Genomic DNA, 14,600 nt, shown 5'->3' with positions numbered 1-14,600 from the left:
AGAAGACGGCTTCGCGCCGCCCTCGGATGAGAAAACGGGATCCGAATTCGGATCCCGTCGGAAGGTGCCTGATTTATTTTTTGGCGACCGTCACGCCCTTCAGGCGGATCAGGCCATCCGGGTACGGCACGAAGCCTTCCACCTTCTTTTGCACGCCGAAGGTCCACGGCAGGTAGAACAGGTAGACGATCGGGCGCTGGTCTTGCATCGCCGTCAACACCTGGTCATACATGGCGCGGCGCTTGGCGTTATCGGCTTCGGCGCGGGCGTCGTTCAGCAGCTTGTCCACACCGGCGTCGCAGAACTTGCCGTCGTTCAGGTTGCCCTTGCAGCTGAGGTACTGGTGGATGTTGCCGCTGGGATCGACGCGGCCCGACCAGCCGCTCTGGCCCACTTCGAAATCGCCGCGCGCCAGTGACGATTGCAGCGATGCGAACTCCACGGGACGCAACGTGATGTCGAAGCCCGCTTCGGCGCCCATCGCCTGCACCAGTTCAAACACCTGCTGCATGGTCGTGTTGTTGCCGAAGGTGATCTCGAATTTCACGCGGTCGAAGCCGGCTTCCTTCAAGAGCGCCTGCGCCTTCTTCGGGTCGCGGCCCTTGTGTTCGAAGGCGGTGTTGTAGGCGAAGCTGGCAGGCGGGAACGGCTGGTAGGCGGGTTGGAACATGCCTTCGCCGATCACCTGGTTCAGCACGTCGCGGTCGATCGCCAGGTCAAGCGCCTGGCGCACGCGCTTGTCTTTGGCCAGCGGGTTGTTGGCGCGCGCGCCGTTGCCCAGGTTGATCGAGATCGACTGGAAGCCCAGGCCGGTCACCGGCGCCAGGCGCAGGTTGCCGTCGTCTTTCACGGCCTTGGCGTCGCTGGGCGCCACGCGCTCGATGATATCCAGGTCGCCCGCGCGCAGATTGTTCAGGCGTACGGTGTTGTCCGGGATCGGCGTGAAGACCACGCGGTCGAAGTGATAATTGGCGGCGTCCCAGTATTTAGGAAATTTCTCGAGCACAATGCGGTCGTTCTGCACGCGCTCCTTGAACTGGTACGGGCCCGAGCAAACGGGCTTGCCGCCCGGATCCTTGTCGAAGGAAGCGGGCGACATCATCATGCCGGCGCGGTCGGACAACTGCGACAGCAGCGAGGCGTCCGGCTCCGACAGATTCAGCACGACGGTGGCGGCATCGGGCGCGTCGACGCTGGCGACGGTGGCCAGCTCGCTCTTGCGGTTGCTGTCGGGCAGCGTGCGGGCGCGGTCCAGGTTCGCTTTGACGGCGGCGGCATTGACGGGCGTGCCGTCATGGAACACGGCATCCGTGCGCAGCTTGAACGTCAGCGACTTGTTGTCGGGGCTGATCGTCCAGGACTGCGCCAGCTGGGGCACGATCTTCAGGTCGGGCGTAATGTCGACGAGCTTGTCGCACAGCGAGGCGAAGACGATGCGGCCCACGAACGTGCGCGCGCGCGCCGGGTCCAACACGTCCGGGTCGTCCTGCAGGCCGATCCGCAACGTGGACTGGGCGTGCGCCAGTCCGCCCGCCAGCATTCCCGCCATGGCCATGGCGGCGCAAAGTTTACGCATGGATGTTCTCCCTCGATTCATTTTGTTGGATTCTGCGCCAGGCGCGCGGCGATTGTATAGAGCGCGGGCTGTCGGACACCTAAACGGGATCGGCGGCGGCCGCCTCGCGGACACGGCCCGAGCTGCCGCGCGCCTCGTTCAGGGCAGCCGGCAAGGCGCCGAGAAGTCCACCGCGGCGGCGACCGCGTCGCGCAACCGAGCCACCAGCGCGCGCGTATCGTCGCGCCGGTATTGGAAAGCGTAGGGCAAGGCGGCCAGCGCAGGCTCGCCCTGCAGGACGCGCAGGCTGCCTTCGGCCGCAAGCGTCTCGGCCCAATGGCTGGGCAGCAATCCGACGCCAGTCCCTTCGATCAGCAGGCCCGCGATCGCGCCCCAGTTGTTGCAGCAAAGGCGAATGCCGCCGGCTTCTCGCCCGGCCAGCCAGTCGTCGATGATGCGGGTCGTGCCCGCGCCTGCCGGCAGGGTCACCAGCGGCAGGCGTGCCAGTAGCGCTGTCGTCATGCGGGTTTCGCCGTCCAGCACGTTCGGCGACGCCACCCAGGCGAAGTGCGCCTCGCCGATAGGCGTGGACGCGATATTCGCGCGCGAAGACCGCCCGGCGATGACGGCGAAATCCAGTTCGCCGTCCGCCACGCGCTGCTCCAGCACCTGGCCAATGTCCACATAGGGTTCCAACACCAGGTCGGGATAGGCCGCGCGCACGCCAGCGATCAGGCGGGGCAGCCAGGTCAGCGCGGTCAACTCGCCTACGCCGAAGCGACAGCGGCCACGCAGGCCCGGTGTTTCGTTCATGGATGCACGCACCCGGTCCGCGGCGGCCAGCAGTTCCCGGGCTTGGGGCACCAGCCGCTGGCCCGCATCGGTCAATGCGGCCTTGTGGCCGCTGCGGTCGAACAGCGCCTGGCCCAGCGCCTCCTCAAGCTCGGTGATGCGCTTGGACAGCGACGACACCGACAGGTGCAGGCGATCGGCGGCCACGGCGAAGCTGGCGCAGGTGGCGGCCCAATAGAAGGCTTCGAGTTGCTTGAGAGTCATGCGCCGATTGTAGGAGGATGTGCCCGCGCCGGCTGACCCCGCGGCTTATGCCAACCGCGGCATCAGCAGATGCGGCGACAGCCGCAGGGTGTCGATGCCGGCGCGCAGCATGCGTTCGACGCTTGGCCAGAAATCGCCCTTCAGGCGGTCGGACCAGCAAATGCTGTCGAACACACCGTCCACCAGCGAATGCAGGTAGATGTTGGACAGCCGCACGTCCAGCGCGGGCGGCAGGTCTTCGCGCTCGACGGCTGCGCGCAGCAGCTTTTCGGACGTGCGTTGCGCGTAGCGTTCCCACAGGTCGCGGCGGCGCAGCAGCGGTGCGTTCTCGTCGCTGCGCTCGCACTTCAGGTACAGGATTTCCAGCACGCGCTGCATCGAGCCCTCTTCCGAGTAGATCCGGATGAACTGGCGCATGGAGACGTACAGCGATTCCAGGGCCTCGCCCTCGGTGGACACCTCGGTCAACGAGGCCGCCTCACCCAGAGCCCGGTCGCACATGGCGATGCAGACATCGATCTTGTTCTTGTAATGGCCGTAGACGGCGCCCCGGGAAACCCCCGCATGGTCTGCGATGTCGCTCATGGTGGTGCTGGCCACCCCTTTGTACAGGAACACGTGCTCTGCCGCATCCAGGATGCGGTCGCGGGTGCGTTGGGACTCTTCTTTCGTCTTGCGGGCCATGCAGGAAATCTCCATGAAGGGGTTGTCGGGAACGGGCGGCAAAAAAGTCCCCACGCCGCGCACGCTTCGCGCGCTTGCTGCCCCCCGAGGGAGCGCTTTTGTCTTGGGGCGGCCCAGCAACAAAAAAACGGCGGCCCGTCGAGGAGCCGCCATTTCCACACTGTTAAGAAGTGTGCAGTCATGAGCATACTTTCCAACAAGATAATCAATCAAGCATGACGGATTAAATGATAGACTCGCCTCCCACCGGGAAAACCCGCGCATTCCCGGTACGGCATCACCCTCTGCCCTTCCCAGGGGCACACCACAACAACAATCAAAAATGAAACAACGAGTCCCCTACAAAAAGCTCGCCTTTCTATCCGTATTAGTTCTTATTTCGGCATGCTCGAAAAAGGCACCGGAAGAAGCCGCCAAGGCACCCGCCGAAATCGGCGTCATCGTCGCCCGGGCCACGCCGACTGCCGTCACCACCGACCTGCCCGGCCGGCTGGAACCCTATCGCGAGGCCGAAGTGCGCGCTCGGGTGGCCGGCATCGTCACCGAGCGCCTGTACGAAGAAGGCCAGGACGTCGTCCGCGGCGCCGCGCTGTTCCAGATCGACCCGGCGCCCTTGCAGGCCGCGTACGACTCCGAGGCTGCCAACCTGGCGCGGGCTCAGGCCAGCCTGTCGGCCGCCGCCGACAAGCTGCGCCGCTACGCCGACCTGGTGAGCGACCGCGCCATCAGCGAACGCGACCATGCCGAAAGCGTGGCCGATGAACGCCAGGCGCGCGCACAAGTCGCGCTGGCCCGCGCCAACCTGCAAAGCGCCAAGCTGCGCCTGGAGTATGCGCGCGTCACCTCGCCCATCGACGGCCGCGCCCGACGCGCGCTGGTCACCGAGGGCGCGCTGGTGGGCGAAGGCCAGGCCACGCCGCTGACGGTCGTGCAACAGATCGACCCGATCTATGTGAACTTTGCCCAACCGGCCGCCGAGGTGATGCAACTGCAGAAACAGATCCGCGCGGGCGCGCTGCAAGGCGTGGCGCCGGACCAGGTGCGAGTGCGCCTGGTGTTGCCGGACGGATCCGAGTACGCGCGGGGCGGCACGCTATCGTTCGCCGACCTGGCCGTGGACCCCGGCACGGACAACGTGACGATGCGGGCGCTGTTCGACAACCCCGGCCGCGAATTGCTGCCGGGCATGTACGTGCGCGTGCGGCTGGAACAGGCGATCAACCGCGACGCCTATCTGGTGCCGCGCGACGCGCTGTTACGCACCCCCGAAGGCGCGCACTTGCTGGCAGCCGACGACACCGGTGAGCTGCGCCGCGTTCCCGTCGCCGCACACCGACTGCAAGGCCCGAACTGGATCATTACGCAAGGCCTGACAGGTGGCGAACGCATCGTCGTGGAAAACGCCGCTCAGCTGGCCGCCGGCCAGAAGATCAAGCCCATTGAAAAACCAGCCCCCGGCGCACAAACCGCCACCGAGGGCAAGAAGGGATAAGCCATGGCGCGTTTCTTTATTGATCGCCCCGTTTTCGCGTGGGTGATCTCGCTGCTGATCATGCTGGTCGGCATCCTGTCGATCCGCACGCTGCCGGTGGCGCAGTACCCGGACATCGCCCCGCCCGTGGTCAACATCGGCGCCAGCTACCCGGGCGCGTCGGCACAGGTGGTGGAAGAGGCCGTCACTGCCATCATCGAGCGCGAAATGAACGGCGCGCCCGGCCTGATGTATACGTCGTCCACCAGCGACTCCACGGGCTGGGCCAGCATCAATCTGACCTTCAAGCAGGGCACCAACCCGGACATCGCCGCCGTGGAAGTGCAAAACCGCCTGAAGGCGGTTGAGCCGCGCCTGCCCGAGTCTGTGCGGCGCGACGGTGTGCGCGTGGAAAAAGCGGCCGACAACATCCAGCTGGTGGTGTCCTTGAAGTCCGACGGGCGCCTGGACGACATCCAGTTGGGCGAACTGGCGGCCTCCAATGTGCTGCAGGCGCTGCGCCGCGTGGAAGGCGTGGGCAAGGTGCAGTCGTTCGGCGCGGAAGCGGCGATGCGCATCTGGCCCGATCCGGCCAAGCTGACGGCCATGTCGCTCACGCCCGGCGATATTGCGCGCGCCCTGCGCGACCACAACGCGCGCGTCACCATCGGCGAGCTGGGCAACCAGGCCGTGCCCAAGGATGCGCCGCTGAACGCCAGCATCGTGGCGGGCGAATCCCTGCACACGCCCGAGCAGTTCGCCAACATCCCGCTGCGCACGCAGCCGGGCGGCGCCACGCTGCGCCTGAAAGACGTGGCGCGGGTGGAACTGGGCGGCACCGACTACATGTACCTGTCGCGCGTGAACGGCATGACGGGCACCGGGCTGGGCATCAAGCTGGCGCCGGGGTCCAACGCCGTGGACACCACGCGCCGCATCCGCGCCACCATGGACGAGCTGGCGCAGTATTTTCCGCCCGGGGTCACCTATGACCTGCCTTACGAGACCTCGACCTTTGTCGAGATCTCGATCCAGAAGGTGCTGATGACCCTGCTGGAAGCGGTGGCCCTGGTGTTCTGCGTGATGTACCTGTTCATGCAGAACTTCCGCGCCACGCTCATCCCGACGCTGGTGGTGCCGGTGGCGCTGCTGGGCACGCTGGGCGTGATGCTGTGGCTGGGCTTTTCCATCAACGTGCTGACCATGTTCGGCATGGTGCTGGCCATTGGCATCCTGGTGGACGACGCAATCGTGGTGGTCGAGAACGTGGAACGCATCATGGCCGAGGAAGGCCTGTCGGCCCACGACGCCACCGTGCGCGCCATGCGCCAGATCAGCGGCGCCATCATGGGCATCACCGTGGTGCTGGTGTCGGTGTTCGTGCCGATGGCCTTCTTCGACGGCGCGGTGGGCAACATCTACCGCCAGTTCGCGGTGACGCTGGCGGTGTCGATCGCGTTCTCGGCATTCCTGGCGCTGTCGCTGACGCCGGCGCTGTGCGCCACGCTGCTCAAGCCCGTGCCGGCCGGCCATCACGAAAAGCGCGGTTTCTTCGGCTGGTTCAATCGCGCCTTCGCCCGCCTGACCCAGCGCTACACCGCCCGCGTGGCGGCCGTGCTGGCCCGGCCGGTGCGCTTCGGGCTGGCCTATCTGGCCGTTATCGCGGCCGTGGCGTTCCTGTTCATGCGCCTGCCCTCCTCGTTCCTGCCCGACGAAGACCAGGGCAGTTTCATGGCCATGGTGATCCTGCCGCAAGGCACGCCGCAGAGCGACACGATGGCGCTGGTGAAGGAGGTTGAACGCTACATGCTGGACAACGAGCCGGTGCAGTTCGTGTATTCGGTCAATGGCTTCAGCCTGTATGGCAGCGGACCGAACTCGGCCATGTTCTTCGTAACGTTGAAGGACTGGAAGGAACGGCGCGATGCCAGCCAACATGTGGACGCCGTGGTCGAACGCATCAACGAGGCCTTCTCCGAGCGCAAGAACGCGATGGTGCAGGCGCTGAATTCGCCGCCCCTGCCGGACCTGGGCTCCACCTCGGGCTTCGATTTCCGGCTGCAGGACCGTGCGGGCCTGGGCTATCAAGCCTTGACCCAGGCGCGCCAGCAGTTGCTGGCCGCCGCGGCCAAGCACCCCGCGTTGACGGAAGTGGTGTTCGCGGGCCAGGAAGAGGCGCCGCAGCTGCAACTGAACATCGACCGCGACAAGGCCCAGGCCATGGGCGTGTCCGTGGAAGAGATCAACACGGCGCTGGCGGTGATGTACGGGTCGGACTATATCGGCGACTTCATGCATAACGGGCAGGTGCGGCGCGTGACGGTGCAGGCGGACGGCAAGAGCCGGGTCGACGTGGACGACGTGTCGCGCCTGCATGTGCGCAACGTACAGGGCCAGATGGTGCCGCTGTCCGCGTTCACCACGCTGAAATGGACGATGGGCCCGCCGCAGCTCAGTCGCTACAACGGCTTTCCTACGTTCACGATCAACGGGTCGGCGGCCAAGGGGCACAGCAGCGGCGAAGCCATGCGCGCCATGGAGGAACTGGCCGCGGAACTGCCGCGCGGCATCGGTTTCGACTGGTCGGGCCAATCGTATGAGGAACGGCTGTCGGGCAACCAGGCGGCCGCGCTGTTCGCCTTGTCGGTGCTGATCGTGTTCCTGGCGCTGGCCGCCCTGTATGAAAGCTGGACCATTCCGCTGGCGGTGATCCTGGTCGTGCCGCTGGGCGTGATTGGCGCCGTGCTGGGCGTGACGCTGCGCGGCATGCCTAACGACATCTATTTCAAGGTGGGCCTCATCGCCACCATCGGCTTGTCGGCCAAGAACGCCATCCTGATCGTGGAAGTAGCCAAGGACCTGGTGCGCGACGGCCAGGGCCTGGTGTCGGCCACCCTGGAAGCCGCGCGGCTGCGGCTGCGGCCGATCGTGATGACCTCGCTGGCCTTCGGCGTGGGCGTGCTGCCGCTGGCGCTCGCCACGGGCGCGGCCTCAGGCGCTCAGGCGGCGATCGGCACCGGCGTGCTGGGCGGCATCATCACTGCGACGGTGCTGGCGATTTTCCTGGTGCCGCTGTTTTTCCTGATCGTGGGCCGCCTGTTCGGCGGGCGCGCCCGCCCCGCTGGCCGGACCGGCAGCGACACTGTGGAGACCACGCCATGAAAGCCATGGCCATGACCCTGTTGGCGGCGGCCCTGACGGGCTGCTCGCTGGCGCCCGTCCATGAGCGCCCCGCCGCGCCCATCCCCGCGGCTTACGACACGCCCACGCAAGACGGCCAGGCAGAAATACCCCAGGACTGGCGCGTGTACTTCAACGACCCGGCGTTGCAGGCCTGGATCGACGCTGCGCTGCAGAACAACCGCAACCTGCGCGTGGCGGCATTGCGCATCCAGGAGGCGCGCGCACTGTATGGCGTGCAGGACGCCGACCGCTTGCCCAGCCTGGACGGGCGCGGCGAATTCAGCCGGGGCCGCAGCGTGGAACCCGGACAAGGCCCGCAGCCGGTGGCGAACCGCTACCGCGCCGCCGTCGGCGTCACCGCATTCGAACTGGACTTTTTCGGCCGCGTGAAAAGTTTGAGCGACGCCGCGCTGGAACGCTATCTGGCCACCGAAGAGGCGCACCGCGCGGCCACCTTGTCACTGGTGGCGGAGACCGCCACGGCGGTGTTCAACCAGCGTTCGCTGGCCGAGCAGTTGCGCCTGACGGACCGTACGCTGGCGCTGCGCGTCGCAACGTTGCAAATCACCCAGCGCCGCTATGACGCGGGGCTGGAAACCGCGATCGGGCTGCGCACCGCGCAGATGCTGGTGGAATCGTCCCGCGCCACGCATGCCGAACTCAGCCGCGAATACCGGCAGGCCGTCCATGCCCTGGGGCTGTTGGCGGGCGACTTTTCCTTGCCCGCCGGCGCCGACTCGGTGTCGCTGGAAAACCAGAGCCTGACGCCGTTGGCGGCGGGCTTGCCGTCGACGCTACTGACACGCCGGCCCGACCTGCGCCAAGCCGAGAACACCCTGCGGGCCGCCAATGCCGACATCGGCGCCGCACGGGCGGCGTTCTTCCCGTCGGTCCAGTTGACGACCGACATTGGCACCGTCGCCGGCAGTTTCTCGGACCTGTTCGGATCGGGCACGGGCAGCTGGCTGTTCGCGCCCACGCTGACGCTGCCCATCTTCAACGCCGGCCGCAACCGCGCCAACCTGTCGTTGGCCGACACCCGCAAGGACATCGCGGTGGCGCAATATGAAGGCAGCATCCAGCTGGCCTTCCGCGAGGTGGCCGACGCGCTGTCCGCGCGCGACACCCTGCGCGTGCAGATCGACGCCCAGCGCAAGGTGCGCGACGCCGACCGCGACCGCCAGCGGCTGGCCGAACGGCGCTATGACCGCGGCGTAGCCGGCTATCTGGAAATGCTGGAGGCCCAGCGCAGCCTGTTCGAATCCGAGCAGGAGTACATCCGCCTGCAGCAACGCCGGCTGGTCAACGCGGTGGAACTGTACAAGGCGCTAGGCGGATGGGAAACGCCGGCCGGCGGGGAATCGTAACTACGTCCGTGCACTGACTCGGTACGCGCAGCGCCTGGCACCGGCCAGGATGTGCTCTTCCCGGTCGACGTTTACACCCTCGCCCAGCACACTGCGGAACAGTTCCAGCTCGCTGCGGCAAAAGCCCATACAGGCCTTGGCCGCCGAGCAGATGGGACAGTGGTTTTCAATGAAAAGGTAGTCGGCGCCGTCCTTGCGAAGTTCGGCCATATAGCCTTCGGACGAACGCACCTGCACCAGGCGTTCCAGCCGGCCGGCCAGATCCTTGGCGCCCAGCATCGCCTGGTGGTAGCCGTTCAGCATGGCGGTTTCGCGCACCTGGATCAGCTTTTCCACGCCCTCGTCGCCGAACACCTGGCGCACCGCCCCGATCATCTGCACCGTCATTTCGGCGTGCGTGTCCGGGAAACGGCCATGGCCGGCTTCCGTCAGATACCAGATCTGCGTGGGCCGGCCGCGCCCGGCGCTATGGCTTTCGGAGTCGACGAGCCCGTCCGCATGCAGCCGCGTCATCTGCTGGCGCACCGCTTCGGCCGTCACATCCATGGCCTTCGCGATGACGGCGATGGACTGCGGGCCACGCGTCTTCAAGGTCATGAGCACACGGTCCGCCGGTTGATGCGGCGTCCAGGTAACGGGTTGGGACAGGCTGTCAGACATGGCGATAACGGAACTCCAGGTTTTTTCCTATGGTGCCACGAACCGGGGCGAAGGTCAGCCCGCGGCTGGGGATGCCGCCGATCCCCCGGGCGCTGCTTCCCAGCCGCCGCCCAGCGCCTTGTATACCGCGATCAGGCGGGTGTAGGACTCGGTTTCGGCAACGGCCACGGCGTCCTGGGCGCGCAAAAGCGTACGCTGCGCATCCAGCACCGTCAAATACGGGGCGCTGCCTTCCCGGTAGCGCAATTGCGCCAGGCCGGCCGCCCGGCTGCTGTGCGCGGCGGCCTGCGCCAGGTTGCCCAGGCGCTGCTGCGTCTGGCCGAATTCGGCCAACGCCGCTTCCAGCTCTTGCACCGCCCGCAGCACGGTCTGCTCGTAACGCGCCACTTCGCCTTCGGACCGGGCTACCGCCCCGCGCTTTCTGGCCAGTGCCGTCGGCAAATGGAACGCGGGCCAGTTCACGCCCGACGCCACGCTGAACGCGCGACTGGACGACGAACCGAAGTCCGCCCCGCGCAACGCGACAAAGCCCAGGAAACCGCCCAGATCGATCCGGGGATAAAGCTCGGCGGTCGCCACGCCCACGTCCGCATTAGCAGCGGCCATGTTGCGTTCGGCCGCCACGATGTCGGGACGGCGCGACAGCAAGGCGCCCACGTCGCCGATCGGCAGGCGCGCGGTCAATGGGGCCAGCGGTTTGCCGGCGTCCAATTCACCCAGCTCCACGGGCCGCAGCCCGGCCAGCACCGCGATGCGGTACAGCGCAAGCCGCCTTGCCGTTTCCTGCACCGGCACGCTGGCCAGCACCGTTTCCAGTTCGGCACGCGCACTGGCCAGATCGCCCTCGTCGCCGCGGCCGGCTGAAACCATCGCCTGGGTGACGCGCAGGCTATCGCGCTGGGTGTCGAGATTGGCACGCGCCACGGCCAGCCGCTGTTCGGCGCCGCGCAGCTCGAAGTAATTGCGCGCCATCTCGGCCGCGACCACGATGCGGGCTTGGTCCAGGTCCGCGGCCTGGGCTTCGCTGCGCGCCGCTGCGCTTTCGGCCGTGCGGCGCAAACGGCCAAACAGATCCAGTTCCCAGGTGGCGTCGAACCCGGCCCGGTAGCTTTGGGCCAGGTTGCGCTGCCCGGCTGCGCCGGCGTTGGCCTGGGACAGGCTGCGTTCGTAGCGGCCGTCCAGCGTCACCGCGGGCAACTGGTCCAGCTCTTTTTCGTCCAGCACGGCGCGGGATTCGGCCAGCCGCGCCTGGGCGATGCGGATATCGTGATTGCGCGACAGCGCCAGGCCGATCAACCGGTCCAGTTGCGGATCCTGCAATTGCCTCCACCAGTCCTGCTGCACCCGGTCAGTGGAAAACAGCGCCTGCTCGGGGCTGGCCAAGGCGACGGGCGCGGACTGCGGCTTCTGGTAATCGGGCCCGACCGCGCAACCCGCGGTGGCCAGGGCTGCCAGCAACACGGCGAAGCCGCGGCGCAGGCGCTGGGAATGAAGCAAGTGATTCATGATGCGTTCCTTAATGCGGGACGACGGCGACAGTGCCGGCGTCGGCGGCCTGCGCGGCGGCCAGCTCGCGGGCGCGCGGCGTGTCGTTGGCCGCGCGGTGGTCGCGGGCGAAGACGGTGTAGACAGTGGGCAGCACGAACAGCGTGAACAGCGTGCCGACCAGCAGGCCCACCACGATGACGAGGCCCAGGCTATAGCGGCTGTGCGCGCCGGCGCCCGAGGCGAACAGCAGCGGGATCAGCCCCATCACCATCGCCGCCGTCGTCATCAGGATCGGGCGCAGGCGGATGCGGGCGGCCTGCTCCATGGCGTCGCGCCGGTCCAGCCCGTGGCTGACCTGCATCTCGTTGGCGAACTCCACCATCAGGATGCCGTGCTTGCTGATCAGGCCGATCAGCGTCACCAGGCCGATCTGGGTGTAGATGTTGATGGTGGCCATGCCCAGCGCCAGCGGGATCAGCGCGCCGCAAATCGACATGGGCACGCTGACCAGGATGATGAACGGGTCGCGCAGGCTTTCGTACTGCGCGGCCAGCACCAGGTAGATGACGATGATGGCGAAGATGAACGTGATCATCAGCGCCGAGCCTTCCTGGCTGAACTGGCGCGCGTCCGACTGCCAGTCGTAGCTGAACCCGGCCGGCAGCTGCTGCGCCTGCCGCGACAAGAACTGCACCGCGTCGCCCATCGTGACGCCGGGCATCGGAATGGCCTGGAAGGTGGCGGCGTTCAGCTGGTTGAACTGCGTCAGCGAATTGGGTTCCACCCCCATGGATACCGACACCAGGTTCGACAGCGGCACCTGCGCGCCGCTGGCGCTCTTGACGTGGAACTGCGCCAGCGACGCCGGAGAGATGCGCTGTTCGCGCAGGCTCTGCGGAATGACGTCATAGGACCTGCCGTCCATGCCAAAGCGGTTGACGTAGTTCTCGCCCACCAGCACCGCCAGCGTGTCGCCGATGGCCTTCATGGTGACGCCCAGGCTGTTGGCCTTGGCGCGGTCCACCTTCAGTTGCACCACCGGATTGTTGTAGTCCAGGTCGCTGTCCACCACCATGAACAGGCCGCTTTCGCGCGCCGCCTGCTTCAGGCTTTGCATGGCCTCGTAGACCACCGGGTAATCGGCCGCGCTCATCAGCACCATCTGCACGGGCAAGCCGCCCGTGGAGCCCGGCAGCGACGGCAGCTGGAAGGCGAAGATGTTGCTGCCTTCGACCTGGTTGGCCATCGACTGCATGTCGGCCTGGATCTCGTCGGCCGATCGCTTGCGGTCTTTCCATTCGACGAAGTCCACGCCGCCGATGCTGTTGGACACGCCATCCGAGCCGTTGATCAGCCAGCGCCCTTTCTGTTCGGGCAACGTCTTCATGACGTCGTCCCACTTCTTGCCGAACGTCTCGACATAGTCGATGTTGGCCTGCTGCGGCGACTTGATCGCCGTCAGCACGGTGGACTGGTCTTCGACGGGCGCCAGCTCACGCTGCGCCGCGTTGTACAGGAACGGCAGGCTGACCAGCACCCCCACCGCAATCAGTCCGGTTACCCAGCGGTGATGCAAAGACACGTCCAGCACGCGGCCGTAGGCGTCACCCAGCCGCCCGAAGAAGCGCTCGGCCCGCTGCGCCATCCAGCCTTCCGACACGTGGCTGTTCAAGAGGAAAGAACTCATCACCGGCGACAGCGTCAGCGCGATCACGCCCGATACGACCACGGCGCCCGCCAGCGTGAAGGCGAATTCCTTGAAGAGCGATCCTGTCAGCCCGCCCATCAGCCCGATGGGCGCATAGACGGCCGCCAGCGTGATCGTCATGGCGATCACCGGCCCCGCCACTTCACGCGCGCCGATCAGCGCAGCCCGCACGGGCGACTTGCCTTCTTCGATATGGCGGTGCACGTTTTCCACCACCACGATGGCGTCGTCCACCACCAGGCCGATGGCCAGCACCATCGCCAGCAAGGTCAGCAGGTTCACGCTGAAGCCGAACAGCGCCATGATGGCCGCCCCGCCCAGCATGGACAGCGGAATCGTAATGACCGGAATCAGCACGGCGCGCAGCGACCCCAAGCACAGGAAGATCACCACCACCACGATGGCGACAGCCTCCAGCAGCGTGTGCATCACGCCGTCGATGGATGCGCTGATGAAGCGGGCCAGCTCGAACGGCACCTGCACGCTGGTGCCCGGCGGCAGGTTCTGCTTGATGTTCGGCAGCAGCTCGTTCAAACGCTTGACGATGACGAGCGGGTTGCCGACCGGCGTGGCGTTCAGGCCGAAATACACGGCCGGTTCGCCGTCCATCAGGCCACTGGAATCGGTGGAGGCCGCGCCCAGTTCCACCGTTGCCACATCACCCAGCCGCACGATGGCGTCGCCGTCGTGCTTGACCACCAGGTCGCGGAATTCCGCCACGTTCGCGAGATCAGTGTTGACCTGGATGTTGGACACGACATACAGCCCCTTGGCCTGGCCCGGCGCGGCCTGCACGTTGTTGTCGCGCAGCGCCTGCGCCAATTCGCCAGCGGAAATGCCGCGCGCGGCCATCCGGTTGGGGTCGAGCCAAACGCGCATGGCCAGCTTCTGGCCGCCATAGAGTTCGACGCTTGCCACGCCGTCGATCGAGGAGAGCTGGGGCTGGACGACCCGCGACAGGTAATCCGTCAGCGCCGCCAGCGACAGCGTGGTGCTTGCGAAACCCACGTAAGCCACGGCCGTCGCCTCGCCCGCGGACTTGACCAGCACGGGGTCGTACACGTCTTGCGGCAGCCGGTACTTGACCTCGTTGACCTTGGCCATGACCTCGGTCATGGCCTTGTTGGAGTCGGCGTTCAGCTTCATCCGAACCGTAATGACGCTGCGGCCCTGCGTGGACGAGGACGACAGGTAGTCGATGCCTTCCACGGTGGCCACCGATTGCGCGATGGGCTGCGTGACGAAGCCCTGCATCAGGTCGGGGGACGCGCCCGGATACTGGGTGGTAATGGTGATGGTGGTGCTTTCGGTCAGCGGGTACTGCCGCACGGGCAGGCCGCTCAGCGCCTTGATGCCCAGCAGCAGGATCAGCGTGCTGACCACCAGGGCCAGCACGGGCCGGCGGACGAAGAGGTCGGTGAATCTCAT

The 14,600-nt window shown here is 66.7% G+C and carries 9 protein-coding genes; 3 read left to right on the top strand and 6 right to left on the bottom strand.

The window, feature by feature from the left end:
* Positions 1-73: 73 nt before the first annotated feature.
* The 3 genes from HG262_RS12075 to axyZ all read right to left on the bottom strand — a co-directional run bounded on the left by HG262_RS12075 (position 74) and on the right by axyZ (position 3,295).
* A complete protein-coding gene (locus tag HG262_RS12075; RefSeq protein WP_169271254.1) occupies positions 74-1,576 on the bottom strand; it encodes an ABC transporter substrate-binding protein in 1,503 nt (500 codons plus the stop codon).
* Between the two features lie 138 nt (positions 1,577-1,714).
* Positions 1,715-2,611, bottom strand: a complete 897-nt coding sequence (locus HG262_RS12070; protein WP_169271253.1) for a LysR family transcriptional regulator — start codon at positions 2,609-2,611, stop codon at positions 1,715-1,717.
* Positions 2,612-2,656: 45 nt separating this feature from the next.
* The gene (gene axyZ / locus HG262_RS12065; RefSeq protein ID WP_169271252.1) at positions 2,657-3,295 is read right to left on the bottom strand and encodes a multidrug efflux transcriptional repressor AxyZ; all 639 of its coding nucleotides are present in this window, start codon (positions 3,293-3,295) and stop codon (positions 2,657-2,659) included.
* A 322-nt stretch (positions 3,296-3,617) separates the two neighbouring features.
* On the opposite strand from axyZ, the gene HG262_RS12060 reads away from it, so the two are divergent.
* Genes HG262_RS12060 through oprZ form a run of 3 tightly spaced genes read left to right on the top strand, consistent with a single transcriptional unit; the run spans position 3,618 to position 9,316 of the window.
* Positions 3,618-4,787, top strand: a complete 1,170-nt coding sequence (locus HG262_RS12060; protein ID WP_169271251.1) for a MexX/AxyX family multidrug efflux RND transporter periplasmic adaptor subunit — start codon at positions 3,618-3,620, stop codon at positions 4,785-4,787.
* 3 nt (positions 4,788-4,790) lie between these two features.
* Complete coding sequence (locus HG262_RS12055; RefSeq protein WP_169271250.1) at positions 4,791-7,928, top strand: multidrug efflux RND transporter permease subunit; 3,138 nt, start codon at positions 4,791-4,793, stop codon at positions 7,926-7,928.
* A complete protein-coding gene (oprZ, locus tag HG262_RS12050; protein ID WP_169271249.1) occupies positions 7,925-9,316 on the top strand; it encodes a multidrug efflux RND transporter outer membrane subunit OprZ in 1,392 nt (463 codons plus the stop codon). The genes HG262_RS12055 and oprZ overlap by 4 nt, the downstream gene beginning before the upstream one ends.
* Here the strand turns inward: oprZ and HG262_RS12045 are convergent, their stop codons facing one another.
* From HG262_RS12045 to HG262_RS12035, 3 genes are read right to left on the bottom strand one after another with little or no spacing between them, the layout of a single operon-like run.
* On the bottom strand, positions 9,317-9,976 hold the full coding sequence (locus HG262_RS12045; protein WP_169271248.1) for a metalloregulator ArsR/SmtB family transcription factor: 660 nt from the start codon (positions 9,974-9,976) through the stop codon (positions 9,317-9,319).
* Positions 9,977-10,030: 54 nt separating this feature from the next.
* Positions 10,031-11,482: an efflux transporter outer membrane subunit gene (locus HG262_RS12040; RefSeq protein ID WP_169271247.1), complete on the bottom strand. Its 1,452-nt coding sequence runs from the start codon at positions 11,480-11,482 to the stop codon at positions 10,031-10,033.
* A gap of 10 nt (positions 11,483-11,492) precedes the next feature.
* The gene (locus HG262_RS12035) at positions 11,493-14,600 is read right to left on the bottom strand and encodes a MexW/MexI family multidrug efflux RND transporter permease subunit (RefSeq protein WP_169271246.1); all 3,108 of its coding nucleotides are present in this window, start codon (positions 14,598-14,600) and stop codon (positions 11,493-11,495) included.

This window comes from Achromobacter sp. Bel (assembly GCF_012928505.1).
In the GTDB taxonomy this organism is placed as follows: domain Bacteria; phylum Pseudomonadota; class Gammaproteobacteria; order Burkholderiales; family Burkholderiaceae_B; genus Achromobacter.
The sequence above is the reverse complement of the archived record's forward strand: the minus strand, read 5'-3'. Positions and strand labels throughout refer to the sequence as shown.